35 protein-coding genes, 4 tRNA genes and 2 pseudogenes are annotated in these 26,913 nt (G+C 61.9%); 23 read left to right on the top strand and 18 right to left on the bottom strand.

Features of this window, described 5'->3' with window-relative positions:
* Positions 1-2: 2 nt before the first annotated feature.
* Entirely contained in the window at positions 3-563 is a 561-nt protein-coding gene (locus MSIMFI_RS18935) for a GNAT family N-acetyltransferase (protein ID WP_224770337.1), read from the bottom strand.
* Entirely contained in the window at positions 544-1,068 is a 525-nt protein-coding gene (locus MSIMFI_RS28370) for a hypothetical protein (RefSeq protein WP_224770336.1), read from the bottom strand. Before MSIMFI_RS28370 ends, MSIMFI_RS18935 begins: the two co-directional genes overlap by 20 nt.
* A gap of 84 nt (positions 1,069-1,152) precedes the next feature.
* Here MSIMFI_RS28370 and MSIMFI_RS18930 point away from each other — a divergent pair, with 84 nt between their 5' ends.
* Entirely contained in the window at positions 1,153-2,046 is an 894-nt protein-coding gene (locus MSIMFI_RS18930; protein ID WP_224770335.1) for a cytochrome c oxidase assembly protein, read from the top strand.
* On the opposite strand, the gene MSIMFI_RS18925 is transcribed toward MSIMFI_RS18930, so the two are convergent.
* Positions 2,018-2,749: a Clp protease N-terminal domain-containing protein gene (locus MSIMFI_RS18925; protein ID WP_191498662.1), complete on the bottom strand. Its 732-nt coding sequence runs from the start codon at positions 2,747-2,749 to the stop codon at positions 2,018-2,020. The genes MSIMFI_RS18930 and MSIMFI_RS18925 overlap by 29 nt on opposite strands.
* A 111-nt stretch (positions 2,750-2,860) precedes the next feature.
* Between MSIMFI_RS18925 and MSIMFI_RS18920 the strand changes: the two genes are divergently transcribed.
* Both MSIMFI_RS18920 and MSIMFI_RS29350 read left to right on the top strand, forming a co-directional pair.
* The gene (locus MSIMFI_RS18920; RefSeq protein WP_186242608.1) at positions 2,861-3,184 is read left to right on the top strand and encodes a DUF732 domain-containing protein; all 324 of its coding nucleotides are present in this window, start codon (positions 2,861-2,863) and stop codon (positions 3,182-3,184) included.
* A gap of 54 nt (positions 3,185-3,238) precedes the next feature.
* Positions 3,239-3,418 (top strand): annotated as a pseudogene (locus MSIMFI_RS29350) (DUF732 domain-containing protein); the annotation flags it as partial.
* 102 nt (positions 3,419-3,520) lie between these two features.
* Here MSIMFI_RS29350 and MSIMFI_RS18910 read toward each other — a convergent pair.
* The 5 genes and pseudogenes from MSIMFI_RS18910 to MSIMFI_RS29795 all read right to left on the bottom strand — a co-directional run.
* Positions 3,521-3,778 (bottom strand): DUF2510 domain-containing protein, encoded by a 258-nt coding sequence (locus MSIMFI_RS18910; RefSeq protein WP_191498661.1) that lies wholly within the window; start codon positions 3,776-3,778, stop codon positions 3,521-3,523.
* Between the two features lie 119 nt (positions 3,779-3,897).
* A complete protein-coding gene (locus MSIMFI_RS18905) occupies positions 3,898-5,703 on the bottom strand; it encodes a hypothetical protein (protein WP_191498660.1) in 1,806 nt (601 codons plus the stop codon).
* Complete coding sequence (locus tag MSIMFI_RS18900; RefSeq protein ID WP_191498659.1) at positions 5,700-6,599, bottom strand: nucleoside phosphorylase; 900 nt, start codon at positions 6,597-6,599, stop codon at positions 5,700-5,702. The genes MSIMFI_RS18905 and MSIMFI_RS18900 overlap by 4 nt, the downstream gene beginning before the upstream one ends.
* Before the next feature lie 388 nt (positions 6,600-6,987).
* Positions 6,988-7,425: an HIRAN domain-containing protein gene (locus MSIMFI_RS18895; protein ID WP_224770374.1), complete on the bottom strand. Its 438-nt coding sequence runs from the start codon at positions 7,423-7,425 to the stop codon at positions 6,988-6,990.
* 90 nt (positions 7,426-7,515) lie between these two features.
* Positions 7,516-7,602, bottom strand: a pseudogene (locus MSIMFI_RS29795) (DUF2510 domain-containing protein); the annotation flags it as partial.
* Positions 7,603-7,843: 241 nt separating this feature from the next.
* Here MSIMFI_RS29795 and MSIMFI_RS28360 point away from each other — a divergent pair.
* The 13 genes from MSIMFI_RS28360 (at position 7,844) to MSIMFI_RS18830 (ending at position 17,790) form a co-directional block, all read left to right on the top strand.
* Positions 7,844-8,989 (top strand): hypothetical protein, encoded by a 1,146-nt coding sequence (locus MSIMFI_RS28360; protein ID WP_224770334.1) that lies wholly within the window; start codon positions 7,844-7,846, stop codon positions 8,987-8,989.
* 425 nt (positions 8,990-9,414) lie between these two features.
* Positions 9,415-10,563, top strand: a complete 1,149-nt coding sequence (locus tag MSIMFI_RS18885; protein ID WP_191498657.1) for a tyrosine-type recombinase/integrase — start codon at positions 9,415-9,417, stop codon at positions 10,561-10,563.
* Positions 10,564-11,237: 674 nt separating this feature from the next.
* Positions 11,238-11,438 (top strand): excisionase family DNA-binding protein, encoded by a 201-nt coding sequence (locus MSIMFI_RS18880; protein WP_191498656.1) that lies wholly within the window; start codon positions 11,238-11,240, stop codon positions 11,436-11,438.
* Positions 11,438-11,884, top strand: a complete 447-nt coding sequence (locus MSIMFI_RS18875; RefSeq protein WP_191498655.1) for a DUF2742 domain-containing protein — start codon at positions 11,438-11,440, stop codon at positions 11,882-11,884. Before MSIMFI_RS18880 ends, MSIMFI_RS18875 begins: the two co-directional genes overlap by 1 nt.
* A complete protein-coding gene (locus tag MSIMFI_RS18870; protein WP_224770333.1) occupies positions 11,881-13,413 on the top strand; it encodes a DUF3631 domain-containing protein in 1,533 nt (510 codons plus the stop codon). Before MSIMFI_RS18875 ends, MSIMFI_RS18870 begins: the two co-directional genes overlap by 4 nt.
* 206 nt (positions 13,414-13,619) lie before the next feature.
* Entirely contained in the window at positions 13,620-13,946 is a 327-nt protein-coding gene (locus tag MSIMFI_RS18865) for a hypothetical protein (RefSeq protein ID WP_191498654.1), read from the top strand.
* Positions 13,943-14,242: a hypothetical protein gene (locus MSIMFI_RS18860; protein ID WP_191498653.1), complete on the top strand. Its 300-nt coding sequence runs from the start codon at positions 13,943-13,945 to the stop codon at positions 14,240-14,242. The genes MSIMFI_RS18865 and MSIMFI_RS18860 overlap by 4 nt, the downstream gene beginning before the upstream one ends.
* Positions 14,239-14,649: a helix-turn-helix domain-containing protein gene (locus MSIMFI_RS18855; protein WP_191498652.1), complete on the top strand. Its 411-nt coding sequence runs from the start codon at positions 14,239-14,241 to the stop codon at positions 14,647-14,649. The genes MSIMFI_RS18860 and MSIMFI_RS18855 overlap by 4 nt, the downstream gene beginning before the upstream one ends.
* A complete protein-coding gene (locus MSIMFI_RS18850) occupies positions 14,649-15,239 on the top strand; it encodes a hypothetical protein (RefSeq protein ID WP_191498651.1) in 591 nt (196 codons plus the stop codon). The genes MSIMFI_RS18855 and MSIMFI_RS18850 overlap by 1 nt, the downstream gene beginning before the upstream one ends.
* Positions 15,240-15,241: 2 nt before the next feature.
* Positions 15,242-15,622: a capsid cement protein gene (locus MSIMFI_RS18845; protein WP_224770332.1), complete on the top strand. Its 381-nt coding sequence runs from the start codon at positions 15,242-15,244 to the stop codon at positions 15,620-15,622.
* Between the two features lie 13 nt (positions 15,623-15,635).
* On the top strand, positions 15,636-16,514 hold the full coding sequence (locus MSIMFI_RS18840) for a major capsid protein (protein ID WP_191498650.1): 879 nt from the start codon (positions 15,636-15,638) through the stop codon (positions 16,512-16,514).
* 14 nt (positions 16,515-16,528) lie between these two features.
* On the top strand, positions 16,529-16,996 hold the full coding sequence (locus MSIMFI_RS18835; RefSeq protein ID WP_191498649.1) for a hypothetical protein: 468 nt from the start codon (positions 16,529-16,531) through the stop codon (positions 16,994-16,996).
* A gap of 482 nt (positions 16,997-17,478) precedes the next feature.
* Entirely contained in the window at positions 17,479-17,790 is a 312-nt protein-coding gene (locus MSIMFI_RS18830) for a hypothetical protein (protein ID WP_191498648.1), read from the top strand.
* Here MSIMFI_RS18830 and MSIMFI_RS18825 read toward each other — a convergent pair.
* The 8 genes from MSIMFI_RS18825 to MSIMFI_RS18790 all read right to left on the bottom strand — a co-directional run bounded on the left by MSIMFI_RS18825 (position 17,787) and on the right by MSIMFI_RS18790 (position 20,128).
* Entirely contained in the window at positions 17,787-18,044 is a 258-nt protein-coding gene (locus tag MSIMFI_RS18825) for a hypothetical protein (protein ID WP_191499076.1), read from the bottom strand. The two genes, MSIMFI_RS18830 and MSIMFI_RS18825, sit on opposite strands and share 4 nt — an antisense overlap.
* Before the next feature lie 10 nt (positions 18,045-18,054).
* Positions 18,055-18,288 carry a hypothetical protein gene (locus MSIMFI_RS18820; RefSeq protein ID WP_191498647.1) on the bottom strand — a complete coding sequence of 78 codons (234 nt, stop codon included), beginning with the start codon at positions 18,286-18,288 and terminating at the stop codon, positions 18,055-18,057.
* Positions 18,289-18,347: 59 nt separating this feature from the next.
* Positions 18,348-19,232, bottom strand: a complete 885-nt coding sequence (locus MSIMFI_RS18815) for a tyrosine-type recombinase/integrase (protein WP_191498646.1) — start codon at positions 19,230-19,232, stop codon at positions 18,348-18,350.
* Positions 19,229-19,507 carry a hypothetical protein gene (locus MSIMFI_RS18810; RefSeq protein ID WP_191499133.1) on the bottom strand — a complete coding sequence of 93 codons (279 nt, stop codon included), beginning with the start codon at positions 19,505-19,507 and terminating at the stop codon, positions 19,229-19,231. The genes MSIMFI_RS18815 and MSIMFI_RS18810 overlap by 4 nt, the downstream gene beginning before the upstream one ends.
* Positions 19,504-19,752, bottom strand: a complete 249-nt coding sequence (locus tag MSIMFI_RS29790) for a hypothetical protein (protein ID WP_191499132.1) — start codon at positions 19,750-19,752, stop codon at positions 19,504-19,506. The genes MSIMFI_RS18810 and MSIMFI_RS29790 overlap by 4 nt, the downstream gene beginning before the upstream one ends.
* A gap of 110 nt (positions 19,753-19,862) precedes the next feature.
* Positions 19,863-19,937: transfer RNA gene (locus MSIMFI_RS18800), tRNA-Val, on the bottom strand.
* A gap of 15 nt (positions 19,938-19,952) precedes the next feature.
* Positions 19,953-20,026: transfer RNA gene (locus MSIMFI_RS18795), tRNA-Cys, on the bottom strand.
* A gap of 29 nt (positions 20,027-20,055) precedes the next feature.
* Positions 20,056-20,128 (bottom strand) — tRNA-Gly (locus MSIMFI_RS18790).
* 170 nt (positions 20,129-20,298) lie between these two features.
* Here MSIMFI_RS18790 and MSIMFI_RS18785 point away from each other — a divergent pair.
* The 5 genes from MSIMFI_RS18785 (at position 20,299) to MSIMFI_RS18765 (ending at position 24,051) form a co-directional block, all read left to right on the top strand.
* A tRNA-Val gene (locus tag MSIMFI_RS18785) sits at positions 20,299-20,370 on the top strand.
* 277 nt (positions 20,371-20,647) lie between these two features.
* Positions 20,648-20,839 carry a helix-turn-helix domain-containing protein gene (locus MSIMFI_RS29785; protein ID WP_191498645.1) on the top strand — a complete coding sequence of 64 codons (192 nt, stop codon included), beginning with the start codon at positions 20,648-20,650 and terminating at the stop codon, positions 20,837-20,839.
* Between the two features lie 325 nt (positions 20,840-21,164).
* Complete coding sequence (locus MSIMFI_RS18775) at positions 21,165-22,016, top strand: hypothetical protein (RefSeq protein ID WP_191498644.1); 852 nt, start codon at positions 21,165-21,167, stop codon at positions 22,014-22,016.
* A 206-nt stretch (positions 22,017-22,222) separates the two neighbouring features.
* The gene (locus MSIMFI_RS18770) at positions 22,223-23,401 is read left to right on the top strand and encodes a hypothetical protein (RefSeq protein ID WP_224770331.1); all 1,179 of its coding nucleotides are present in this window, start codon (positions 22,223-22,225) and stop codon (positions 23,399-23,401) included.
* Positions 23,402-23,607: 206 nt separating this feature from the next.
* Positions 23,608-24,051 carry a hypothetical protein gene (locus MSIMFI_RS18765; RefSeq protein WP_191498643.1) on the top strand — a complete coding sequence of 148 codons (444 nt, stop codon included), beginning with the start codon at positions 23,608-23,610 and terminating at the stop codon, positions 24,049-24,051.
* 152 nt (positions 24,052-24,203) lie between these two features.
* Here MSIMFI_RS18765 and MSIMFI_RS18760 read toward each other — a convergent pair whose 3' ends face one another.
* Together MSIMFI_RS18760 and MSIMFI_RS18755 are read right to left on the bottom strand one after the other, a co-directional pair.
* Positions 24,204-25,220: a hypothetical protein gene (locus MSIMFI_RS18760; protein ID WP_191498642.1), complete on the bottom strand. Its 1,017-nt coding sequence runs from the start codon at positions 25,218-25,220 to the stop codon at positions 24,204-24,206.
* Between the two features lie 61 nt (positions 25,221-25,281).
* Entirely contained in the window at positions 25,282-25,584 is a 303-nt protein-coding gene (locus tag MSIMFI_RS18755) for a hypothetical protein (protein ID WP_191498641.1), read from the bottom strand.
* A gap of 263 nt (positions 25,585-25,847) precedes the next feature.
* Here MSIMFI_RS18755 and MSIMFI_RS18750 point away from each other — a divergent pair, with 263 nt between their 5' ends.
* Positions 25,848-26,060, top strand: coding sequence for a helix-turn-helix domain-containing protein (locus MSIMFI_RS18750; protein ID WP_191498640.1), 213 nt, complete (start codon positions 25,848-25,850; stop codon positions 26,058-26,060).
* A 31-nt stretch (positions 26,061-26,091) separates the two neighbouring features.
* Positions 26,092-26,874, top strand: coding sequence for a hypothetical protein (locus MSIMFI_RS18745; RefSeq protein WP_191498639.1), 783 nt, complete (start codon positions 26,092-26,094; stop codon positions 26,872-26,874).
* Positions 26,875-26,913: the final 39 nt, after the last annotated feature.

Below are 26,913 nucleotides of genomic sequence, written 5' to 3'. Positions count from 1 at the left end.
CCCTAGCTGCCGAGTGTCACGTCAGCGTGACACTCGGCGGCAGGTCTGAGCGCCCGCCGCATGACGTAGTCGTCCTCGAGATGGGTTCCCAGTTGAAATGTTCTGGTGCCGTTGATCGTAAAGCCACTCTTGGTGTAGAAGCGTTGTGCGCGTTGATTTTTCTGGTTAACCCCGAGCCACACGTAGTCCAGGTCCCAGTCGGCTCCGACGGCCAGCGCAGCGTCCATCAGTTTGGTTGCTGTCTTTGTGCCGTGAAAGTCGGGTACTACGTACAGCTTGGAAAGCTCGGCGGAGTGTCCGGAATCATCGCGAATGAGCATGGCGTAACCGATAATTCGGCGGTCGTGCCGAGCGATGATAACCGCGTGCCGTGGATCGCTGAGGTATGCAACAAAGCGAGTCGGGGAGAGGTGGGCGTCGATGAACGACGAGACATGCTCTTCGGCAATACCCGGCGGACACGCCAGGGGAAAGGTGCATGCCGCAACAGCGGCCAGCTCGTCGATGTCGACGGAATCCGTTGTGGCGATGTAGACGGTCAGTTCAAAGATTCCATTGCGCAAGGTGCTCGCCGGTCTTCCGGTCCAGCAGGACGACAACGGAGACCGGGTCGCGGTAGGCGTCCCAGTACACCCCGCCGCGGACAACCGATCCTTGCGGTGCGTTCCCCAGCGCGGCGTCCAGCCAATCGGGTGCATCGCATGGCCGCGGTTTGTAGGCGTCGGCGAAGGGCGTGACGCCGTCGAAGGCGAAATTGGTCGCCATGATGTAGGAATTGGGCACCCGGACCGCGCGGACCGTCACGTCGGCGCGGGCCACCGAACTGCCGGGGAAGCTCTTGACCGGCACGCCGCTACGCGTGTAGCCGAAGCCGGGCGGAGGGTCGACCGGTACCACGTTGCTGACGGTGACGTCGGCGACGTAGGTCCCGGTATCTACCCGCAGCGTGTCGCCGATGTGGCCGATGGGCGCGTCGCCGGCCCACGCGCGCGGCGCGGCGATGTCCACTGCAAGGACGCCCGCGGCGGTGACGAGGAACGTGGACAGGACGATCAGCCAGCGGCGCATCTTCGCATGATGACACACGCCCTGATGCGAAGGGGAGGGCTGCTTGACACCAAGCTGCCAGGAACTACTGCCAGGCTGATGCCTATGCACGTCGATCCCTGGCACCTGGACGTGAGCTCCGCGACGGTCATCGTGGTACTGGCCACCGCGTACTGGTATTGCTACCGGCGGGTCGCCGGGCGGGCAGGTGAGCCCTGGTTCTTCGGGATGGGTATCGGGCTATGGGCCTTGGCCACGCTGAGCGCGATCGGCAGCTACGCCTATTTGTTGTTCTGGGTGCGCGCACTACAGGTGCTGATGTTGCTTTTCGTGGTGCCGTTTCTCCTCGTGCTCGGCAAGCCGGTCACCGTGATGCGCGACGCGTTGGGCCCGATTGGTCGTGATCGCATTGATCGGCTGTTGGCGACCCGGTGTGCCCGGGTGCTGCTACACCCGGTGACCACGTCGCTGGCCATGCTGGCCACGCCGTGGCTGCTCTACATGACGCCCTGGTACACCGCGGCCCTGCAGAACGAATGGGTCGGTGCGCCTACTCGAATTCTTTTGGTAGCCATAGGTTTCGGATACTTTTATGCTCGGCTGCAAGCGGACCCCGTCCCACGCAAGTACTCCCAGTTGATCTCGTTGCTGATCTCGGTGGCCGAGACACTGGGCGACGGGGTGCTGGGGTTGGTCGTCTGGCAGGGCCCGTTGATCGCCACGGCGTATTACTCGGGATTGCACCGTTTCTGGGGTCCCGATCCGCGGCTGGATCAGACGATCGGCGCCGGCGTGTTATGGATTCTCGGAGATGTTGTCGGATTGCCGTTTGTGTTGCTGCTGATGCGCGCGCTGTCCCATGACGAAAAGAAGCACGCCGCCGTCGTCGATGCCGAGCTGGACCTTGCCGAAGCGGTTGACAGCTCGGTGGGCGCGCAATCGATGCTGTGGTGGGAGAGTGATCCGCAACTTAGTGAGCGGTTCCGGCCCCGCCGCTGAGTGATTCGAGTGCGTCAGCCAGGTCGACCTCGACACGTTCCTTGTCGACGCCGCATTGGTGCAGGGGTCCCGCCCCGTCTTCAAGTTCGAGCAGGGCCAGCAATAGGTGTTCGGTGCCAATGTAGTTGTGGCCCAGGCGAAGTGCCTCACGGAAGGTCAGCTCGAGCACCTTGCGCGCCGGACCGCTGAATGGGATGAGTGCGGGGGTTTCGGCTGCTGCCGGCGGGAGCGTTATGGCCGCGCGCAGGGCCTCGACGTCGATCTTCTGCCGCTGCAGCAGCACGGTGGCCAGCGCGGCCGGATCGCTGAGCATGCCAAGCACCAGGTGGTCGGGGGTGATCTCGCCGTTGGCGGCTTGGTGCGCGGCGTTCTGGGCGGCGACCACGGCGTTGCGGGCGCGTGGGGTGAAGCGCCCGAAGCCCTGATTGGGATCCAACGTGGTGGCCTCGGCACGCGGGACGAATCGCTTTTGGGCGGCCTGCTTGGTGACGCCCATGGCCTTGCCGATGTCGGTCCAGGAGGCTCCCGAGCGGCGCGCCTGGTCGACGAAGTGCCCGATCAGGTGATCGGCGACCTCGCCGAGGCTCTCGGCCGCCAACACGGCATCGGCCAGTTGATCGAGCGCGTCGGTGTGGACGTCCTTGATGGCGTTGATCAGCTCGTCCAGACGGACGGGATAGGCGATCTTCGTCGGTTCAACCATGGCGTCAACTGTAGGTTGACGATTAGGCAGTGTCAACCTTGGGTTGACGCCAGCGCAGGGTCATTCAACGTTCACGTTCCGTTTGCATCAGTTTGGAACCATCGGTCGGTCATGAGATTCCTCTTAGGGCTGGCCAGCCTCGTCGCCGTGGTCGGCATGGCCGCGCCGGCGCATGCTGACGCCAACCAAGATCGGGCCTTCTTGGTCGCGCTCGGGGCTGCCGACCTGACCTACCAGAATGCCGATAACGCGGTCGCGGCCGGCAAGAAGGTATGCGACCTGGCCAAGGAAGGTAAGTCGGCGGTCGATGTTGTCAAATACCTCCAACAACAAAACCCGGGATTCTCGCAGACCAACGCCGCCCGGTTCACGGCAATCTCGGCCGGTGTTTACTGTCCCGAGCAGCTTCCCGACAGCACCAAAAGCGGCGGCTAGCCGGCGTCGCGTCGAGATGCGGGGTAGTCGTCGTCTTGCGACAATCAATCGGCCATGAGACTTCTGCTTGCACTGACCGGCGTCGCCGTCGTTATCGGCGTTGCCGCACCGGCGCATGCTGACGGCACCGATGACGGGTTTCTTGCCGCACTGAGGCAAGCCGGGCTCACCTACGAGACGCCTGATGGAGCGGTAACGGCCGGCAAAACCGTGTGCAGAATGGCCGACGGCGGCAAGCCGATGGCCGAGGTGGTCAAGGTCGTTCAGGATGCGAACCCGGGACTGAACGCGGAAAACCCGCCAAGTTCACGGCCATCGCGGCCAACTCGTATTGCCCTAAGGCCCTGGCATATCAAGGCGGGAACGGGTAGCCGAGGTCCACGCCCGACCGTCGAAGTAGCGCACCACGTTCGGGTCGCTGAGGTCGGCGTACCAGCCGGGCGCACTCGTCGGTGCCGGTGGAGTCTGCCAAGCGTGCGGGACGTTGGGCTTCAACTTCGGCTCGTCTGATAGGCGAACCATCAACACGATGAACGCGGCGATGGCAGCGGCGGCTATCAGGCCGCCCACGATCAACATCAACAAGGGAGCCATGACTCAACGTAGCGCTATCGAATCATCTTCGCCGCGGCGGGATTACAGCCCCGGCAAGCAAATGGGGGATCCACCGCAGGTGTTGGCCGGAGAAGGATCTCCCGATCAGAAACTTCGGGTTAAAGCGTTGACTCACCGTGCGATTGAGCCGGCGGCCAGGTGGTGCGCATGAGCTCGCAGAACTCCGCGGGAGTGTACGTGCGGTGCCAGTGCCGAAGGTAGGTGTCCTTCGGGATGATGAGTACCTCTACGTCGCTCTCGGCAATGACGGTGGAGTTTCGGAAGTCGCCCCGGATCACGCCGGTGATGCCAAGAGGCTCCCAGGGGTCGACCGCGAAAGATTCGTAGCCTCCCGAAGGTCGCCCGCGAAGCCCCGGCGTCAGCGGAATGTAGACGAACGTCGCCCGTGCGCCGACTTCCGTCAGACACTCGCCGTGGGAGAGGCGTCCCAGACGCACATTGCGAAAGCCAAGGTCGGAATCGATATGGTCGGTCCGATAACCGCGCGTCGCGACTTTGCGCAGGAAGGTCACGCGCTTCTCGCGATCCCAGTCGATCGCGTTGGCTGCAAGGAAATGCCGGCGTTCCAGCTCGGGAGCGCTGCGCAGCGCCGGGACGCACACCACACGGTCCTTCAGCCCCGGACTCCGCGTGACCACCAGCTCGGCCACCAGCGGTGCGAATTCGGGATTGTCCTCGGTGTGCTCGAGCAGTATGCACGTGCGCGCAGCGTCGTCTGCGCCCGCGATGCCCACGAAGCTCTCCAGAACGTCGGCCTGGATGTCGTCGACCACGACCGCAGCATTGTGCGCCGCGCGCCGCATCGCCTCATCCGATCCGAAGCTGCCCCGGAAGAAGGCGAAGCGCAGATCGCCTTCGTGCGTGACCTCGGAGACCTCGAGGTTGGCCTCGCCGGCGTTGAGCGGACTGTCTCCCTCGAGCAGGAATGTCCGTCCGTCTCTGTCGTGCAAGGCGTACACGGCGTTCGCGGTCTTTTGGTCGATGAAGATCTGGTAGCTGCCGGAGGTCCTGAGCTGGGTTCCACGCTGCCGCAGGGCGTCTGCGCAGCGCAGGCAGCGAAGCGTGTCGATCACGTCGACAACGAACTCGCGGGCCTCCGGGTCCGTGGCTTCCAGCCAGGCGAAGGCGCTGCCGTCGAAGTCGGCGTAGTGGCGCGAGAGCAGGGCCGCCCGGTGCTCTTCCAGCGCCGCCGCGCTGGCGGTCCGTTCTAGGGCCACCTCGTGATGAGCTCGTTCGTCGTCCGTGCGGATCTTTTTCAGGAGCTTCTCGTGGTAGAGGGCTTCGAGGGGGTGGCTCAGGACATGGAGCATCAGCTCGCGCAGCGCTTTGGTGTCGTTCAGTTTTGCGACGGGCACGGCGCTCTTGCTGTGCGCGTCGGCCAGCGCGATGAGTTCCCGCAGGATTCGTTGCGGCGGTCCTTCGAAGATGTCGGCGGTGGTCATCCGCAGCACGTGCCAGGCCAGGTTCCCGCTGTTTTCATTCCAGAGAATGTCGATGATCTCGTCGAAGGCCGTCCCGAAAGCTTCGTGAGCGACGAACTCCGCGTGGACAATCCGCCCGAAGGGATTCTGGTCGGACATCCCGATGTCGTGGACATAGGCGAGCAGACAGCCATAGCTCTTCATGCGCTCCAGGCGCAGCGGGCTGCGCTCGGGGATTTTGACTCCCGACACATTCCCGATCAGGTCGACGATGCGAGAAGCGATGTCGCGCATGTGAATCACACCGTGGTCGGTGAAAAGCGCGAGGTGGCTGAACGGGTCTTGCAGGAAGCTGGGATCCGTCGCCACCTCCTCGAGAGTGAGGCTGGCGTTCACTTTCGAGTAGTAGTTGTGCTCGATGAGCTCTCGGATGCGCGGGACAAGCAGCAGATTCGCGAAGGAGTCCGTGTCCTGCTGCGTCATGCCGTTTCCACCAGCTTCGAGACGGCGAGGTCGATCAGCTTCGAAATGGTTTGCGCCGGTTGGGAACTGAACTTGCGGCCCACGCGATCGGCGACAATCGCGCTCAGCGAGCAGGCGCGATGTCCCAGCACCGCTGCCAGACCATAGATATCGGCCGTCTCCATCTCGAAATTCGTCACGCGATGCGAACCGTAACGGAACTCCGCCAGTTGCGGCAGCCAGCCCGAGCGTCGCGCCGGAGCGCGCAAGAAACGGTCCTGAGGCGCATAGAAACCCAGACAGGTCACGGTGATTCCACTGTGGCAGCCAGCCGGCGGGGCCGACTCGACGAAGACGCGGTGCAGCTCCGGATCTGCGCTCACTACGTACGGGTGCTGCGGAAGTTCCAGGAGCTCCAAGTGCTGAATCAAGGTTTGTCGAAGGTCTTCTTCGGCGGGAGGGGGAAGTTCGTAGAACAACAGCAGACCGTCCAGGCCGACGGCGTGCGAGGAGGCGACGAAGGAATCGAGCGCCACATCCGGCTGAAGGCTTCCGGCGGTCCCGACCCTCAGGATTTGGAGCGCGGTGTGCTCGGGTTTTTGCCGTCGCCCGTCGAGGTCGAGATTCACCAGCGCGTCGAGCTCGTTGAGCGCGATGTCGATGCTGCCGGCGCCGATACCGGTGGACACGACCGATAGCCGGGTTCCGCCGACGTAGCCGGTGTGGGTAGCGAACGCCCGGTTTCGCACCTTGAGTTCGATTTCGTCGAAACGCTCGGAGACGATCGGCACGCGCTCGGGGTCGCCGACCAGGATTACCTTCCGGGCCAGATCCTGAGGGCGGAGCCGCAGGTGATAGACGGAGCCGTCGGGATTGAGGATGAGTTCGGATTCGTCTAGCTCTGTAGAGCTCGTCATCGAGTCACCTGCCAGCTCCGAGTCGACTCGCACGCTTCGTCCGATGGAGGCTACGAGCATTCGTGCTTGACAATCTCACGTCCAAGCCGTCGGGTCCAGGCCATCCGCATTTCGCATGCGCTCTACAGCGACACAACAAATTCGCAGTTCAGATGTCGGGTGGAGGAGTCCTCCGGCGCAAGTCCGTCGACCGTGTTGACGGCCGATAGGCCGTCTCAGTGCTTTGGTTTTGAGACACAAGTTCGCGACTGAACCGTCCGTCTGTCGGGCGCTGCAAGACCCCAGGTCGCTTTGGGAGTGTCCTTTGGGCCGGAGTGGGTTAAATCCGGTCCAGTACGCGACGGTCCGGAACGATCAAGTCGACGGACTGCCGCGTGACTATGCTCGCTTAGTCAAATTGGGAGGCGTCCGGGATGAGGATTGTCACGCGTGCCCGAATGATCCCGTCGTCGCTCTTCGCCCAAATCCTCGCCTCACCTGTTGCCAGACTGCCCACCCGCGCGATGCTCAGGAGGCCAGCGGCGTAGAAGGCAGCAAGGTCAGCGGCGAGGTAGCCGACATGGTTTTGCCCGACCATCACAGCAACCGCGTTGGGGTCGTGTTCATTCCACGGCTCGGGGACGAGGATGCAGCGGAGCGACTTTAGGGTCACGCCACTTTCGGTGATCGGCATACCAGCTTCCTCGAAAACCCGGCGAATGTCTTTGACGCGGTAAGTCTCCCCAACAACCTCGATCTGCTCTTCGAGGGGATAGCGGGGCTCCTCAAGTGTCGCCGCAGCAACGACATCGGCAAGTGGAGACGATTTCCGACCGTTCGTCCTCATCGGGGGTATTGCCTGGCGCGTGAAGGCAGGAACCAATGATGAATTGTGCGTGTTTGGTGGAGCGGGCACAGCCGACGCGGCGGGCTGTGGCGCGGGAATTTGCATGTAGTGATCTGTCCACTTGGAGCCGTCCCACCAGCGGAGCTGGTTGGTGCCTGCGGGGTCTGGACACCACATAGGCGGAGGCAACGGCTGTGGGAACTGGCTGGGCTCCACATCGTCTCCTAAGCGCTTGGCTAGCTAATGCTACGAGCAGCGACGAAATTGCGATACGGCGATTTGTCCGGAGTAGTCGCCTGGACCTGGTTGCGTCAAGTGCGTGAGTTTTCGTCTGTCCAGCCACCGGCACGGATTGTCGCAGCGTGCGCCTATGGTGAGGGCCGGTTGCACCGACGCAGATGGCGGGAGGGCCGGCGTGATGGCCAAGCGTGGAGACAACAAGGCCGCAAAGCAGCGAAGGCAACAGCGGGAGAAACAGCGCCGTCAAGCGAGCGCCGACCGAGAACCGGGTCCGGAGGCGTTTGGCATCAGGATGCCGCCACCGGCCGCACCGGGTGGTCCCGCCCGACGGCCTGATTTCTCGGAGGTCGATTGGGACAAGCTGAAGGCCAGGTACCCCGACGACGCGCACAGGCTGATGCGAGCGATGTTTCTTGCGCTTATTGGTGATCGCGCCAAGCAAGCCAAAGACTTCCTGACGTGGGGTTTGCGGCCGAACCCGATTCATCGCGGGAGCCGACTCGCGCGCGACAATGCTTCGGTCACGCTTGAGGATGAGCCAAATCTGGTTAGTTCCACGGCGCTGTACCCCGTTATGAACGCATGCGAGCATCTGGTGGCGGCGGCAGAGGTGATCGCGCTCGCACTGGCGCAGGGACAAATACGAACCTCAGCGACGGCGGCGCTTTGCCGAATCGCTATGGAATCGTCGGCCAAGACAATTTGGCTAATCAGCGAGACGGACACGGAGGAACGGATTCGCCGCTGCTACGGGTTCCTGAAGGCGGAGCGTGGCCGACAAGAGGAGTTCGAAAAACTTGAGGCCGAGGCTCTGGCGGCGCGTACGGATCCGCTGGCCGAAGCAGATCTGGCCAACTTTGCCAAGCGCCGTGCGCGGGTGGCCGCGCGGCAGGCCAAGATCGCGGCGCTGCCCGCGGAGGCGATCATCGGGCCGAGCGGGGGACCGCTCCAATTAGTTGAAGGTGCGGAAGCTTGGATGGGCAAGCATCTACCGCGCAAGGCTGACCCCGAGTTGGACACCGTGATGCACCCGCGCAGCGCCAAGAGCTTCTACTCGCTCGGCTCGGGGTTTGTGCATGGGTTCAAGTGGCTGATGGGCTATGTGCTTGACGACAAAGTATTAGACGACTCGCCTCTACTGGCGATCACTCTTGACTGTTTTGGCAACGCCATCCGCATGACCGAGTCCGCAGTGTCGCTGTACGAGGCACAGTCGATTGGACCCCGACCCGACCCCAGGAGAGTCCGTAACTATCCGGCAGGTCTGGCAGACGCCGTAGCGTCATTGGCTCCGCTTTATCGGCCAGCCGAAAACCCGCAGTGATCCGCGCGGTTAAGGCCGCAGCGGAGCGGGGAGCGCAAGTCAAAGCGCCAGGAAGTGTCTGTTCTGAGCTGCCGGCAGCACTGCTAACACCGACGTGGTTGCAAACGTGATCGGCTTAGGCAACCCTTAGTTGCGCATATGTTGCGCGGAGTTCGTCGAGATGGCCTAGATACTAGATGTGACCTGCACGAACTCTGGTGCGCGATACTGGGATTGAAGTAGGCGATCTCGGGGTTTTTCGGATTTGGGTCGTGACCTGCTCGGATAGGCTCTGAACTGGTAACACACTGGACAGTATCGCGTGCGTGAAGCGGAATCAAGCGGAACATGATGTATGTTCGTATGGCACGTATTTGGCACGAATATGGGTTACTGGGTTCGCCCCAGTCGGCCCCCGGCAGGGCGGGTCGGATTTGGCGCGCAATTTGGCACAGAGCACCGACACCAAGCGGGATAAGCGCGCGTTCGGGAACATCCGAAAGTTGCCGTCCGGCCGCTTCCAGGTCCGCTACACCGGCCCTGACGGCAGCTACATCACCGCACCGAAGACCTTCGCCGCGAAGATCGACGCCGAAGCCTGGCTAACCGACCGTCGCCGGGAGATCGACCGCGGCCTCTGGGACGCCGCAGCGGCTACCAAGCAACCTGAGCGCATCACCTTCGGCGCCTACGCGACCGCGTGGCTCGCCGGGCGCCAGGTCGCCGGCCGACCGATCAAGGCCCGCACCCGCGAGCACTACCAAGCCATCCTCGACGACCATCTGATCAAGCCGTTCGGCACTCGGCAGCTCGCCGCGATCAAACCAAAAGACGTCCGCGAATGGTACTCGGTGACGCTGACGGAGCAGCCGACGATGCGCTCGCATGCGTACTCGCTGCTCCGCACCATCATGAGCAGCGCGGTCAACGACGAACTGATCGATGGCAACCCCTGCCGAATCGTCGGCGCCGGCCGGGCCCGGCGCGTACACAAGATCCGGCCCGCCAGCGTCGAGGAGTTGGCGACACTGACCGCGGAAATGCCCGAGCGGCTGCGGCTGATGGTCACCCTGGCGTCGTGGTGCGCATTACGGTTCGGGGAAACCATTGAACTCAGGCGCCGCGACATAGACCTGTCGAACGAGGTGATCCGCATCCGCCGGGCCGCGGTACGCACCAAGGCGGGCACGTTCGAAGTCACCACGCCCAAATCTGACGCCGGCATCCGTGACGTCGCAATCCCGCCGCACATCATTCCGCAAATCGAGCAACATCTATCGAAACATGTTATTGGTAAACGTGATTCGCTACTATTCCCGAACGAGCGCGGCGAACATTTGCAACCTTCAACGTTAGCGCGGCATTGGTACCGAGCACGCACGGCGGCGGGCCGCGAAGATCTCCGTTGGCACGACCTGCGGCACTCTGGTGCGGTGCTGGCCGCGGCCACGGGCGCCAGCCTGGCCGAGCTGATGGCACGTCTCGGGCACTCGACGCCCCAGGCCGCGATGCGCTACCAGCACGCCGCACAAGGGCGCGATCGCGAGATCGCCGCATTGCTGTCCAAGATCGCCGAGAATGGGGGAGCGCCGTGACGAGTGGCCCGAATGACTTGCCCTATCCCGACTTCTTGATTCGATGCACAGGCCATGGTGGGTCAGATCGCGGGACTATCGAAGCAAAGTTTAGATGGGAGGGCGTTGAATGGCTGCCCGTTTACATTCGCGGGAAGCTCAATGTCGTAAGCACCCACCTACGTGGCAATTCCGTAGACGACTGGTGGTCGGTCGCGATCGACGACAACGACGCTGACATCGAGGAGATACCGATCGACTTTCGTCGACCGAAGGACGCCCCGGCACTCCGCGAAAAGTACGAAATAAATTGTGGGGCAAGGAATTGTCGGAACCGAATACCCGTTCCTAAGGACGCTCTTCAGTTCGCATTCATGGCGACAGTCCTCGCTGTTAGGCAGGCTTCTAAACCTGGTCTAGGCGACTGGATCTACAAGTTGGCGGAACTCCCTGCGGGTGTGGATCGAGAACGAGGCGTGGTTACCTACACCTTCGACGGACTAAGAGTTGCGCTCGCCTACACCAAGTCGTGGTTCGGGGTGCGCACAAGTCACGCGAGATTTGGTCGACACGTCGGCCAGTAACTCACTTCCGTAAGCTTCCGCGTGTAGCATCGTTGACGGGGCTTTGCGGTTGCAGCCCGTCAATTCAGCCGGATGAGCATCCGGGCAGTTTGTCATGCCCAGGAGCATCCGATGCAAGTTTCAAAGCCGCCATCGCAGCGTCGCTACGCCAAATTGGCAGAGGCTGCCGAATATCTCGGCGTCACCGACCGCACCATTCGACAGATGATCGCCGACGGAAGAATCGTCGGCTACCGTAGCGGGAATCGCCTTGTCCGCGTTGACCTCAATGAGGTCGATGCCGCGATGAAGCCCTTCGGTGGTGCGGCGTAATGGCCGCCACCACGGGACCACCCGAAGACGGCGGCGGCGCCGGCCCCACAACCGACGCCACGCCTGAGAGTTCTGATAGCGCCACCACCAAAAGCCTCGACCGCGATCCTATCGCGAATAGGCGACAAGAGGGTGTCGGCTCGCAGCAGGTCAGCTGGTGGAGCGTTCACGAGTTCGTCGCGGCCGTGCTCAATCAGGTGAACGATTGGCCGACGCTCGGCACGCCGGCCTGGTGCAGCCTTTCGCACGAGGACCCCCGTAAGTGGGCGGCGGTGCTCGACGGTGGCCAGCACCACGCACTTCGGCTAGAACTCAACCAAGAGGCCGGGGCCGACGCTAGTAAGGACATTGCGGGCTCGGTTGACTGGTCGAGGCTCAGCCGAGAAATCCAGCAGCGCAACGCCTTCTACGCAGAGCGGCCCTGGCTCCGGCGGGTGCCATCGTGATTCCTTACGGCACTGACTATCCAGAGGCCTCGTGGATCGACCGGGACGGGCAGCCGATCACAGTCGACGGTGCCGAACTGCTCGACGGCGTGCACCGCTTCGCTGGCCGATTCCTTGCGTTCCCGACTCCCCACCACTTGGTGGTAGTGGTGCTGTGGATCGTCCACACATGGGCCGTCAAGGCGTTCTACGTGACTCCGCGGCTGGTGCTCGACTCTCCTGAGCCGGGCAGCGGGAAGACCAGGGTTTTGGAGATTTTGGCCCTGTTGTGCCGTGGTGCCCGGCTTACTCTGTCAACGACCACGGCCGCGCTGTACCGGCGCATCGCCGCGGCCGCGGACCAACCGCCGACTGTGCTCCAAGACGAGGCCGACGCGGTGTTTGGCCGCACCACCACGCCACAGGCCGAGGACTTGAGGGCACTGTTTAACGCCGGCTACAAGCGCGGCGCCACGGTCGATCGTTGCGAGGGCGACGCGAAAAACATGAAGGTGCGCCAGTTCCCGGTATTCGCGCCGGTCGCACTGGCGGGCCTGGTGAACGGCTCAACCGAGAAGAACATGCGCACAGTCCTGGACCGCGCCGTCATCCTGCACATGCGCCGCCGAGCACCCGATGAATACGTTGACGAGTTTAGGGAACGCGATGCCGCGGCCGAAGCCGAACCCCTGTGCCAGAAACTCGAAGCCTGGGCGACGGCCAATCTCGACACGCTGGCGGCTGCCCGCCCATCGATGCCTGAGGGTGTGCGGGACCGGCCGGCCGAAGTCTGGGAAGCGCTGCTGGCAATCGCGGATGCTGCCGGCACCGACTGGCCCGAACGTGCGCGCGCAGCCTGCCGGCACTTCGTGCTCGATGCCGAACCCGATGCGCTGTCTTTGGGCATGCGGCTGCTGCGCGACGTGAAAACCACATTCGCCGACCAGGACCGTATGCATTCCGCCGAGTTGGTTACCACACTGACCTCTGACCCCGAGTCCGAGTGGCGCGACCTGTGGGGTAAACCGCTTGACCAGAATCGTCTAGCAAAGGAACTCAAACGGTACGGCGTGCGATCACGAGATGTTCGCATCGGTGGCATGAAGGCCAAGGGTTACCTAGTCGACGGTGACGACGGACTCGCCCAGGCGTGGCGCCGCTACCTGCCCGCCGTACCTGCGCGAGACAAACGAGACACGGGCGACATTGCAGGCCAAGGCGATTCAGCGCCGAGACAGAGCCGAGACAGGCGAGACAGTGCCGAGGCACCCGAAACCATTTCTGAGCTGCGGCTATTCGATGATGTCTCGCCTGTCTCGGGTGTCTCGCCCGAAGATGGAACGCCGGAGCGCAACGGTCACTGCAGGGGCCAATTCATCCCGCCGACCGGGGCCGGTCGCTGCTGCGAGTGCGGCTTCCACGTTGCGACCCAAGGCCACCGGGACGGCTGCCCAGCAAAGATTCGTGCGCCTATCGGCGGGATCACACCGGCAACTCCGGGCATGACCGACCGGGTTGTCGCTGCCCTGGCGAAGGCGGTGGAGCGGTGAGCATCGTCGACCTGTTCGCCGAATTCCCGGGTAGCACCTCCGCCTGCCCGGCGCGCTTGTGCCGGGGTGGTCACACCGACGTCTTCGACGCAGCCGGCCCCCCGCCAAAAAGATCAGCAGGGGGGTACCCCCCTGACCCGCGAGTGGATCAGGAATTTTTTTATTCGGGACCCGAAAATTCTCAGCACCCGGAAAGGGAACCAGCAGTGGCCGAACCTGAGGATCGCGACGACGAGGAAATGATGATGACGTCCGACGACACCGAGGCGATCCGCAAGCACCGCATCGCGGCCACCGTCCTGGCGCACGGCCTGGCCGGTGACCGCTTCGACAACGTGGCGAGCTGGGGCATGCAAGAGGCCGCGATTGAGGCCGGCGCCCCCGACGCGTTCATCCCTATGCTGACCTACTGGTTAGAAATGACCCGCCTGCTACGGCGGCACCTGCCAGATGATGTGCGCGAGAACCTCGTCGACCAGCTGCGACGCGAGATCGCCAGCGCCGCGGCGGCGTTAGAGGACGGCGACCAATGAGCGCGGGCACGGTGCCGGCGGACGATCCGCGCCGGCATGTCCGGGTGCGCCTGCGGGCCGCGCAGTGGCTCGTGTGGGCTCTGCAGGGTGGCGGTCCCGGCGCGCAGATGGCTTGGGATGCCGCGGTTGACGAGTTCGGTAGCGAGGCCGAGATCGGGGAGGCGGTACGGCAGCTTCAGGGCGAGACTACGTCCGACTCGGTGGAAGATCTGCAAGCCGAGATCGCCTACTTGACACTGTGTTTGGAGAATGTGCGGGTGTCGCCTCCCGAGCCGCCGACTGGGGATTCGGCGTGATCAGCGTCAAGCACGGCGTGGTGCTCGATCCGGCCGAGCTGTCCTTTATAGCCGGCGTGCTTGACGAGTTGTGCCGGCGTATCAGCGCGGAGCCGGGTCGGCGGCCAGCGCCGAAGTTGGAGCAGTTCGCCGCACAACTGCGAAAGTGTTCTGCCGGCGCAACAAACGCAACGAACGGCGTAACAAATGTTGGCGTCCGGCAGGATTCGGGTCACGCTGGGCCGTATGACCTTGACCTACTCGACAGCGCGGAAGCCGGGCGCATTCTCGGTATTTCGGCTGCCGGTGTTCGAGCCGCTGCGCGCCGTGGCCGCCTGCCCGCGCATCGCCCCGGCGGGCGCTGGTTGTTCCCGGCCGCGGCTGTTGTGGCCCGCGCCGAGCGGAATGCGGCCCGAAAGGCGAGCTGATGCCTGACGTTCGGTCGATTCGCGGTGTCGAGTTGTTGAAGGTCGGCACATGGGACGCGCATACCGTGTCGGGGGAGCCGTGGACCGTCACGGCAGCGGATCTGCGTTCCGCTGTGGAGGCGTACGACGCCTGCCTGGTGGTGCCGGTGGTCAAGATCGGGCATGGCGACGAGCGATTCAGCGGCGAGCCCGCAATGGGCACCGTTTCCAAGCTCAGGCTCAGCCGCGACGGCAAGACACTGCTCGGCGATTTCGAGGGTGTACCGGCCCGGCTCGCGGGGATCATGGCCAGTGCCTATCCGCATCGCAGTGTCGAGGCGCTGCTCGACTTCGAGGCCGAGGACGGCACCAGATACCCGCTCGTCATCGAAGCTGTGGCGTTGTTGGGTGCGGCGGCTCCGGCGGTCAAGGGACTGCGCTCGATCGAGAACCTGTACGGCGTCGCGGCAAGCCGGGTGTCGATTCCGGTGGCGGGCAGCATGGGCCGCCCGCGCATCGTCCCGGGCGTGGCTCGTCTCGACACCCTCCGCGCCGTCAAGGTCGCCGCAGCCCGGCGGCGCCGCACTCACCGACTCACGACGAAAGGGTAAGCATGTCCACACCATTGACGAATGTCGAGATTTATGAAGGTCGCGACCTCACGGCCGAAGCAACCGGCGCCGTGACGGCCAAGACCTTCGTGAAAATCTCCGGCAACCGGGTGTCTGGCGGCAACGTCGCCGTGGCCACCGCGGACGCCGCCGGCCGTGTGGCCGGTGTCGCCAAAGAGGACGCCACCACCGGCAAGCTCCTCGGCGTCGCCCGCGGCGCCAGCCGCGTGCTCAGGGTGACAGCCGGCGGCACTATCGCCGCATTCGCCGAGGTAGAGGTCGGCACCGGCGGCAAGGCCGTCACGAAGTCGGCAGGCATCGCGGTCGGGTACGCCATCACCGGCGCAACCAATGGCACCGACGCCGAGATCTCGCTCTACTGAAAGGACTTGACCAATGCCTAGTCTCATTCCAGAGCTGAACGGTCGCACTCTAACGGTCGATTTCGCGCTCAAACAGCAGACCATGATCCGCAACCGGATCGCCAAGCTTGCCGACGAGCAGATCTTGTTACCCAAGCTGTTTTCGGCACTCGGGCAACAGGTTTCGGGAGGCGGAATCTTATACAGTGTTGTCAAGGCGTCAGATTTCTACACGACAGACGTCGAGAAGCGTTCGCCCGGCAACACCTACAAGGTTGTCGAGGGCGTCGACCCTGAGGAAAGGCTGGCGACAGTTGAGGATTGGGGCGGTCGCTTCGAGGTGAACGACGAGCAGCGGGACCGCAACATCGTCAGCTACTTGGACCAGCAGACAACGCAGCTCGCGAACACGATCGCGAAGAAACTCGATACCGGCGCTATTGCCGCAGTCGAGGCCGCCATCGGCGGCGAGAACACTGTGCCGGGCCACACGTGGGATGACGTCGTCATCTTCGGACCCGACGCATCGCTGACCGCGTCGACGGACGTGCCCACGGCCGACCTGTCGGCCGCTCAGTTAGCCAGCGACCTACAGGAACTCGGTGTGAAACACGATCTGCTCATCGTGCACCCCAATGAAGCGCATAGCCTACGCGTCTCGTACGGCGACAAGCTCGACGAAATGCTTAAATCCGCTGGGCTGGAATTGTTCTCGAACCCGCGCATGGCCGCCGGCAGTGCGTACGTGTGCGAGCGCGGCAAGGTCGGAGTCGTAGGATTCGAGCGGCCGCTCACTGTCGACGTAATCGATGTGCGCGAGAGACGCACGACGATTGTCCAGGCCTACGCCGTTCCCGCATTTGCGACCGAACGGCCTTATGCCCTAAAGAAACTCACCGGACTCGCCTCGTAACCGAAAGGACCGCAATGGCACTCACCCTTGACGACGACCAGGCCGCGCGCCTATTGGAACTGCTCGGCCTGCCCGCGGACACGTCGGATATCGACCTGGTGCTTGCCACCGTCGAAGACCTGGCCAACCAGACCAGCGCGCCGAAGCCATCCGACGTTGCCGCATCCGCCAAAGCCCACGGGCTCGAGGTCATCGACGCTGACACACTCACCGCGTTGCGCAACGACGCCGCTGAAGGCCGGCGCCTGGTCGTGGCTGCGGCTCAGCAGCGGATCACCGCGGCGGTAGACAAAGCTGTGGCGCGCGGCGCTATCACGCCGGCCCGCCGCGAGCACTGGATCAAGCTGGCGAGCGCCGACGAGGCAATGTTGGACGTCTTGGCCAGTACACCCGATGAGACGGCGGTGGCGCTGACTGAGATGGGCCACGGAGTCGACAGCGACGGCCCGCACGGCGGCGACGCAGACGCATGGTTCCGGTGAGATGACCCGTGCGCACGCTCGCAGTGGCGACCAGGCCGAGGCAATGACCAAGGCAGAGCTGATCGCGGCTATCGACGCCGCAGCAGCCCAGACCAGGTAGCGCGGGGCGCGCCGGGCGGCCCCTTTCCTCTGCCCGGCCCCCGCGCTACCACCCCCGAAAAAATCAAAGGGGGCGGGGGGTCGTCGGACGTGACGACGTCACGACTTTTTCACACAACGAGCCCCGAAATTTTGCTAGATAAAGCGAATTGCGCTGTGTTTCAACGTTTTTTCACGCATCGCTACCTATGCGAACGTTGTTGCAACATACGGGGGTTTTCACGCACGATGACCAACCCGCGAGTTCGGCATCAGCCGGTTACGGCTGCCGCGTGAGGAGCGTGCGGAAGTCGTTGCCTCACTACGGGAATCAGGGCTGAGCATCCGGGCGATTGCGTCGGCGACCAACGAGCCGGTGATGACGGTTCAGAACGAATTGGCACGTGTACGAACTCGTACACCTGGCGACCCCGGAGCGGAGGTTGAATCCGGGCCGCAGCGCAGTGTTGCCGACAAGATTCACGACCTACTTGCCGATGAGCATGAGCTGGCTGAGGAGTTATTCGACGCCGAGCTCAGCGGCGTACATGTCGCCGACGAGCCGCCCGGCGGGACTGACCACCGAAACGCCCGGCCAGACAGACCGCGTGGCCGCCTCAATCAACAAGGCACGCAAGCAATCCGAACCCGCAACGGTGATCGGCCTCGACGGCAAAAGCCTTACCCCCGCGGCGGATTGGACGGGCGCCGGTTAGGAGGAGGCCCCTGCGGTGGTGTGGCCGAATCGTTGGAACGCGGCCTGGCGGGTGATGCCGAGGGCTACGCCGATTGCTGCCCAGGTGTCCCCGGCCTCGCGGGCGGCTTCCACCGCGGCCCGCAGCTCGGACTCCGCCGTCTCAACCGCTTCTTTCGCGGCGATGATGCGGCGCATGTGGCTGGCGTTGCGGGCGTAGGCCGGGTTGGGCTCGATCGTGTCGAGCCATTCGTCGATGTCGGTCTTGTGCTTCACACTCATGTCATCACCTCAGGTAGCCGTAGAACTTCGGGCGTAGCACGTCGGCGTGGATGATCCGGGGCGGTTCGTCTGCTGGGATGATCAGCTCTAGCAGGCGCCCGCTCTGGTCGGGGCCGATCACCAACAGTTGAACTTCGCCGTGGTAGTCAAGTTCCACGTAGCGCAGCGCGTTGCGATATGCGTGGAGCATGGCGTCGTCGCTGATGCCGTGCTTACGGGCGCTAGCCCTTACCTCCACGTGTAAACCTTACCTTTACAACAGGCCGCTGTAAAGAATGGCTTTACAAGCACTGTCGGCTACTCGGGAAGCTTGAGCCGGTCTATCGCTTCTCGCTTGCGGGTGTCTGCCACGGCCACGTAGATCGCGGTGGTGTTGAGCTGGGCGTGTCGCATTAGCTCTTGCACCACGCGGATGTCGGCGCCGCGGGTAACCAGCTCGGTGCCGAAGTAGTGGCGCAGGCAATGCGGTGTGCCGGGTACTCGGCATCGGATCATGTGCAGGCGGAGGCGCTGAGAAACGGTGCGCCCGCCGATATGGCTGGACCGCTGCGAGGGAAACCAGTAGCCCAGGCGGGGCATGCTGCGGGCAATGTCGAGGATGGCCGGGTGGGCCGGGATCACACTGCGGTGCCCGCCCTTGCCGGTGACGGTGATCGTTTTGGCCTGCCAGTCGAGATCGGCTCCCTGGAAGCGGCCCACCTCGTGCACCCGAAGTCCCGCCAGGCCGGCCAGCCGCACCATGGCGCGCAGTGACCGGTTGCCGGCCGCCTGGGTGTCGAGGTGCCAGAACTGGTCATTGGTGATGGGTCGGGGCACCGTGCGGGGGCGCCGCGGCAGCCGGATATGAACGGTTGGATCATCGGGGCGCAGGCCAGCCCGAACGCACCAGCCGTAGAACGCGCGCAGCTTGGACAGGTCGCTGCCGATGGTGAACGCTGATCGTTCGCCGGGGTCACGGCCGACCCAGGCCGCGATCTGATCGGCGGTGGCCTCGATAGCCGGGGCGGCGATGGCGCGCTCCAGCCGGACAAGGGTCTGTCGCCGCTCCAACACGGTTCGGCGGGTCTTGCCCTCGGCGAATTGGACTGCGATCCACCGGCATGCCTCCGCGGATGGCTCGGCATGGCGATAGACGCGTCCCGTAGTGCTGGTGTCGCCGACCAGGCGCAGCGCGGCGCTCATATCGCCGTGACCCTCACCGCGTCGTCGATGCAGGCGAACGCGTGCCTGCAGTGGGCGCACCGTAGCTCGCCGCGACGCAGGTCCAGCGCCCGGTGCCGCCGCAACCAAGCGGTCCGATGCTGCCCGCACATGAACATCCGCTCGCAGCCGTGCAGGTCCACCAGCCAGTAGGCGGGCCGCCGGCATCCCTCCCCGGGAAGCGTTTTCCGCTCGCAGCGGATCGGGTCACCGAATGCCGCAACGATGCCCTCGAAGGCGGTGGGGGTCGCGTTCATCGGGTCACCTGCGCGCGCTGGTCACCCTCGACAACCGTCGCCAGCCGCTCACAGAAACCGAGGGCGTCGGTGATCTTCTCGGCCAGCTCAGTCGCGCGGTTACGGCGCGAGCCGGGCGGCAGGGTGTGCGCGGCGTCGAGCGCCGCTGTCCGGGCGTCGAGCAGGCGGCGCCGGGCGCGGGTGAGGTGGTCGTGGGCGGTGGTTTTTATCGGCTCCGGCAAAAACCTTTTATCGGTGGTGTTCATGTGGTCTAGCTACCTCTCGGGTTGAACCGAGACCGCCTGACTTATTTGGCACGTATCTGGCACGACGCCAAATCCGAGGCTCGGAAAGTGCCTCTGACCTGCAATAACTCTGGTGCGCGATACTGGGATTGAACCAGTGACCTCTTCCGTGTCAGGGAAGCGCTCTCCCGCTGAGCTAATCGCGCCTTTGGGGATCGAATTGGAGGTGGAGACGGGAATCGAACCCGTGTGCACGGCTTTGCAGGCCGTTGCCTCACCACTCGGCCACTCCACCGCGGGGGATTGATGCCACTTGCACCTTCGAGCGGATGACGGGATTCGAACCCGCGACCCTCACCTTGGCAAGGTGATGCGCTACCAACTGCGCTACATCCGCGCGCAACGGACGAGATCGTCGCCCGGTGCGAAGCACGACGATAGTCCACGTGAGCGGGCCCACACAAATCTCTAGGTACTTTGGCCGCGTCGGCCGTGGCTGGTCAAGGTAGCGCGTTCGATCGATGTGCGCATCGTGCTAGTCTTCGACCTCGTTCGCCCCTCGGCGCCGGTCCCGTGGCTCAGTGGAAGAGCGTCCGCTTCACACGCGGAAGGTCGCTGGTTCGATCCCAGCCGGGACCACAAGCTGTTTTCGCAGGTAAGAGGCGGTATTGCCTCACGCGACGGGCCGTTTGGGCTATCCATGGGCTATCTCGTCTCGCCTGGCGGGTTTGCTGGCGATCCGCCCCGCCCATCGACCGGCGGGGGAGTGGCATCAAGTTACATCGGTGGCATTTATGTGCCAACAGATGCTAGTCTGAGCGGTACGCATTGGGCACCTGGGCGACAGGTCATAAAACGCGCCGATAACTGAAAATCCGATTGGTTTATCAAATCTGATTTTTCGAAAGGCGCTACCGTGTCCGCAATTCCATCACAGAAATCACGTTATCTTTCTACTGCCGAAGCGGCTGCCTACCTGGGCGTATCCCAAAACACACTACGTTCCTACGTTCATAAAAAGATCGTGCCGGTTCATCGTCTGGGGCCAAGATTATTTAGATACGATGCAAACGAACTGGACGTTGTTGTGAAAACCATGGGACTATGAGCTGTATCCCGGCCTGATGGGTCGATAAACAGACTTGCTAATGCGTCGCGCGGGGAAACGCTGGATTGCATCATCCAATGGGACAGCGATTTTGGGGTCGCTAAGGTGCTGCGTGCCTGTTGCTGGCCGCTGCCGCACCGGATGACGGCTCTGGCGGGGCCTGTTGCCGACCGTTGCGACGCGCCGCAGAATCCCTCGACCGATGTTGGTGGCCGGGGTTACCGTGCGCTGTTAGCGGTCGAGGTGGAACGGAGTCGGCATTATCGAACACAACCCTGTCCCGGCTTGGTTGCAGATTGCCCAAGCAGCGGGAACTACGATCGGCGTGATCTTCACTACCCTCGGTGTGCTGACGGCGCTCTACGTTGCGGTATGGCGCGAGCCGCGCAAGGCAGACGAAGACCGCGCCAGTCGCGCCGAACAAGCTGCAGCCGAACGGGAGCGACATGACACCCAAATCGCGGCGCTGAGACAGGCCGAAGATGAACGACTTGCCGCCCAAGCCCGCAGAATAGTTCCGGCGATTTTCCGAGGGAACATCGTAAGTAACATCCTCTGGAACCTCAGAATTGATAATATAAGTGCCGACGTCATCTCTGAATTAAAAATCGACATCATCATCCATGACGGAAACGGAAATCCCGTTCCGCATGGCTATCGGTTGGCCACCAAAGAATCACTTGCTGAAATCATGGCAACTATATTGCTCCCCGAATTCACGCGTGGCATGAATATGCTTGCCGCTACATTTGACCAATACATCGCGCACTTGAAAGCTTCGCTGCTATCCGTTGCGGAAAATTTGCAAACTCAGGAGGAAGCTAATGCGTTCATTTCGGCGGTTACGGCCGAATTTGCAAATGCAAAGTTGGACGTCAACGAACAGACAGCCGCCATGCTTCAGGCGCAGTTTACCCATGCGGTCCAAACACGGCTAACCGATGACTGGCCGACTTTTCTTGCTCCTGGACAGTTCGCAGCAATAGCCATTGAAACCACGAGACCCGATTACACACCCCACCTGCAAATCCAGTTTGAAGATTCATCACACCTAGTCTGGCGACGTACCGACACTGAGGGGCCGAAGCGCGTCCACGATGCCCCTGCGCCCGCACCGGAGCAGCCTTCTCCCGCACCGACAGCCAGACCAAAGCGCTGGTGGCAGTTTTGGCGGTGACCCCGCCTGCGCGATGCTGACGACTCCAACAGCGGGACACGACCAGAACGCATCCGGCAATAGGCTGCAAAACAGAGCAATTCACGCCTAATAAGTCCGACACGCCGGTATTACCGGGTCATGCCGCAACATCGCGGCGTAGCATTGCGCGCAATCAGTTTCAATCTACTTTCTATTGCTGTTGCGAACTTAGGCGGACTTGAAAAATGAACACCCTTACTGCCCGCGAAGCCGCTTTGGCTGCGTACCCGATTTTCGGCGGTACCCAGCCGCAATACGGGATCAACGTCAAAGGCGATGTGCTGGTCAACCAGCTCCGCGATGGCACCGACCTCAACGCGGTGTGGGATGAAATGCAGACCCTGTTGAGCCTGTGGAACACTGAAAGATCAAGTCTCACTGACCTGTTGACGTTCAGAACGACTGTCAGCGGCGAAGCCGTTGCGCAGGACATGACGCTAGGAAGCTTCGAAGAGGCGTCCGAGCTGGGCGTCCCCCGCAGTGCAGGACAGCCGAACGCTTTGCCCCTTGGCTACACCTTCCGTGATTTCGATTTAGCATCCCGTTTCTCGTGGAAGTTTTTGCGTGATGCGGACACCAGGCAGGTAGACGCGATTATCAACGGCATTTTTGCTAGTGACAACCAACTTGTTACTGGGACGATTTTGCGGAGGTTATTCGATCCCACTGAGAAGCGCAATGAACATGGAATGCGGGTGTTCGGTTTATACAACGGAACCGATGGGATCACACCACCAAGATATCTAGGGCGCACGTTTGATCAAAGCACGACGCATTACATTCCCAGTCAAGCATCACAGATCGACGCTGCCGATATCGAGGATTCAATTCGTCTGATTACTAGAAAAGGGTTTGGCACCGCGCCAGGATCAAAGCTGCTGGTACTCGCCAATCCTGATGAAAGTGAGCTGATTCAGGCGTGGCGAGCTGGTGAGCCGAGTCGCCCGAGCGGACCTGACGCGAACTATGACTTTATCCCCGCCAACGACGCGCCGCCGTTCCTCACACCGCATGGTGAATTGGTGGGTTCCCAAGTGCCAGGCCAGATTTGGAACGTCAAGGTTGAGGGAAGTTACGGACCGGCGCTGTTGGTGCAGAGTGATTTTGTGCCGTCAGGGTACGTCGCGGTCGTCGCAAGCTATGGGCCGAACAGCCCGCTCAACGTGATGGGCTTCCGCCAGCATCCCAACCCCAGTTACCAGGGCCTTCGCCATATCCCTGGTGCTGGCGTCTACCCTCTGGTGTCCTCCTACCACCAACGTTCCTTCGGGGTCGGCGTGCGTCAGCGGGGAGCCGCTGTTGCGATTCAGGTGACGAATTCGTCAAGTTATACCGCGCCGAGCGCTACACAGATTCCGGTGTAGCCGTGAGCGGTTTGCTTTCCGCCTGGTTTGGCGAACAAATTTTTGGAGCCAGATGCATCCAAAACCAGCGCGGTGCAAGTGAATTCAGTCATGGTCCCGGCCTGACACCGCCCGGTCTGGAAAACGCTCCGCCATCCGAAGGCGGCAGGTATCATGGCAAAACGCCCAATCCGAAATCAACTGCGCGCCAACGGAAAAAGCGTTAGATGACCAACCGCCGGCCAAGATCCAAATCCGCGTCATCGGGTCGGGTCTACCGCAGGGATACCCGTGGCCGGTTCACCGCGACCGGCACCACGTCCGAGGTTTCGACCGAAGCCGCCGACCTCAAGCGCCGTGTGCGCCGTCGTGCTTTGGTGGCCGGTGCGGCGGCTGTGACTGCCATTGCGGCCAGTCAGGTGCACCCGGCTAGCCGCACCCGTTCTGCGGTTGCTCGTCGCCGCATCGTCAAGGCGCACGTGGCCCGTGCCGCGTCGGATCACCGCAAGTCGGTCACTCGACGCGCTCGCGTTCTGCCTCACCGCGTGACACCTGGGGCTGCGTTTCCCAAGTCAGCTCGCAAGGCCGCTCACGTCGAAGCCCGCAAGCTGACCAAGGGTTACCGCCGCCAGCTCAAGCGCACTCGCAAGGCGCGGCGGCGCTCCCGGTGAGCACCTACGACCGGCCCGAGGTGCCCTATAGCTGCCAACCGGCACCCTTGCGTCAGCGGCTCAATCGGCCACCGCGTAACCCAAACAACACTGCACCGCGCCCCATCACCTTGCCCCGGCCACGCTAGGACGGTTAGTTAGTCGAAGCCAGTTCAACCGTCCCTTACGTATTTCTTTGCGATGTCGTGGATTCCGTAAGTCTTCACGCGCAGTGAGCCTTTTAGCAGGTTGAAATCAAGGATCGTTTTTGTTTCGTGCAATTGAAGTCGGCTATCGCGATACGTGACCTTGCCTGTGTGGAGAGTTCGAGGCATTCGCTCTGCCACCAATGGATCGAAGTCTGTGCCGGTGGGCGGCCCGCCCGGCCAGTCTTTAATGATTTCGTTTCGGATCTGCCTTTCGGCTTCTTTGCGTTCAACCGCACTGTCCCACAAAGTGCGCCATTCTTGGCCAGGTGCCAAGATGGGAATCATGGGCGGGATAGGAATCTCGTACAACTCGCCACCGCTCAAATTGTTCGGAAGAGATTGGAGTGGCGGTTCAATAGTTGGAGTTACTTCGTACGCCGGAGTGCTGCCAAAGTTCTTGATGACTACCTCAAGGAGTTGCCAATCGGTTGGATTGGGTTCTGCATACATGACTACGGTTGGTTGAGCCATTTCATCTCGCGTACGCTGCGCTTGCGCTGCATCTTCTTCGCGTGCTTCTTGCGCGAGCCGAGCCTCCTGAGCCATTTGGTCGCGAAACTGCTTTGCTTGTTGTTTGAGCGCTTGTCTAGACAGTTCTGCCTGATGCTCCAAAGCTTTACGCGATAACTTGGCTTGTTGTCTGAGAGATTTTCGACTTTGTTTTTCTTGACCAAGGCGTGTTTGTTTTGCTTCCTGGACTTGCCTCTTCGCATATACAAACGCACCCGCAGCGATAGAGGCAGTCACCCATGCTGCTATCGCACCCCAAACCTCCGGACGGAAAAACCGGTTGAACCATTGGTAGGCGCTCCCCAATGTGCCAGCGACGCACAGGGTTCCCAGGATCGCGAGGCCGCCTAGGGCGGCGCCAACTCCGAGCCGAAACAGCCCCACCTGCCGGATGGTGGAAAAGACGACGACCTTGGCCCGCGCGTCGAGCGTGTGGCCCTTATCCGCGATGCTCTGCCAGTTCAGTCCCACAGTGCATAGCGTAGGTAGCCCCGTGAGGCCGCGACAGCCTGGCTAGGCTCGATAACTTGGGCTAGCGCCGCTGTTCGAGCGCGTTGACTCTGGCGGTGAGAGCGTCGAGATTCGTGGCTAGCATCCTTACCGACTGGTTCCACGCCGAGGCCAACATGATGGTCTCCAGGAGTGCTGCTCCGCTCTTTTGCATCACAGCATCCAGATGCTGAAGAGCTTGATCTTGCGCCACTCCGTGCTCCAGGGAGTTCGCTAAGTAGTCGCGGAAGGCCACGCTGTTCGGCCACTCCGGTGGGATATGGCCGTTCCGCAGTGCCTGCGCGCCCTGGGGATCGGGGGCGACGGCGTAGTTGGGTTGGGTCATTAGACCTCGCTTTCGGTATTGGTGATCCAACCGCGAACCGTACCTTCACCCATCGACACCACCGCGGCGCCAAGTCCAACGGAGAGCCACCAACATCGCCAGTGGCGGGTGATTGGAACCGCGCGCTCGTTCAAAAAACAAGAAAACAGATGATTTCAAATTGCAATACAATAAGCTTCAAGTTGATTTGATTTGGTCGTTTACCCGCCACGCCGAAGAGGCGTACCCTTGAATTGCCGGGTAGTGCCGGGCATTCTGTATGTATGGCTCGATACACCCCACCAGGAAAATATAAAAAACCGCAGGGCCGGCTGCTTTCCACTGCGCAAGCTGCGGAATATCTTGGTATTTCCGTGAGAACACTGTTCAACTACCGGCAGGCAGGCAAGTTGTCAGCGTATCGAGTCGGTGAAAAATTATGGAAATACGATCCTGCTGATCTGGAAAACTTCGTCAGTAAAAAGGCAAGCGCGTAACCCTTATATCTAGAACTGAAAGGACTTCATAATGAGTACGATTCTTTTCAATGATCAAGAACGACGGATCTACGATCTATCGATAGCACAAAAATACGATCCCGAGCGGGCGGTTTTCGCTCACCGAGTGGTCGCGAAGATATCCGACACCGAATGCCGGGCACACCAAAGAAGGCTTTTGACCGGCGTTGTGCTCCCTATCGATCCCGAAGATAAAGACATTGTTGACTTCACAACATATTCCAAAGCGATAGCAGATCAGATTGAAGCCGCACGACGCCAGGTCGAATCGTGGGTCGAACACTACTACGAGAAAACAGCGCCGGGCCTGATGGGCGCTCACTTGCTGTTCGGTGCCGAATCACGGTTACGGCAGATCGTCGCCAAAGCGCTTGCGGCATATCATAACTATTTTACCGATCCCGCCTACTTGCCAAAGATTTATGTGGGCGGGAGCTACAGCGGTCCTATCGTGTACGCGACGAGCAGACCGGGTGAGCGTTTTTTGATTCGTCGCAACCGAACTTTCGACTCGGTAGCCGAAGATTTGAAAAATGATATCTGGTGTGATCTGGATATCAACGGAAACGGTCACTGTATTCGGGCAATGCGATACACGCAAGAGAACATGCAATACTGCGAAAATATAGAAATCAACACGTCGTTGCTGTTCCCCTTCGCAGTGGGTGACATGGTCATCTTTGCACGCTTCTGCCGTGCGTGCTGGACGGCATTTGCTGAGCAAGAAAAGATTATCAGGCAGGACTGCAAGATATTTTCGCCGTTCGCTGATGGCTTCGGTGAGGTTGGTTAAAGAATCACGGATTAAGAATAAACGCAGATCGAATCAATT

This window comes from Mycobacterium simulans, assembly GCF_900232995.1.
Taxonomy (GTDB): Bacteria; Actinomycetota; Actinomycetes; order Mycobacteriales; family Mycobacteriaceae; genus Mycobacterium; species Mycobacterium simulans.
This window is presented reverse-complemented; position numbering and strand designations above follow the sequence as displayed.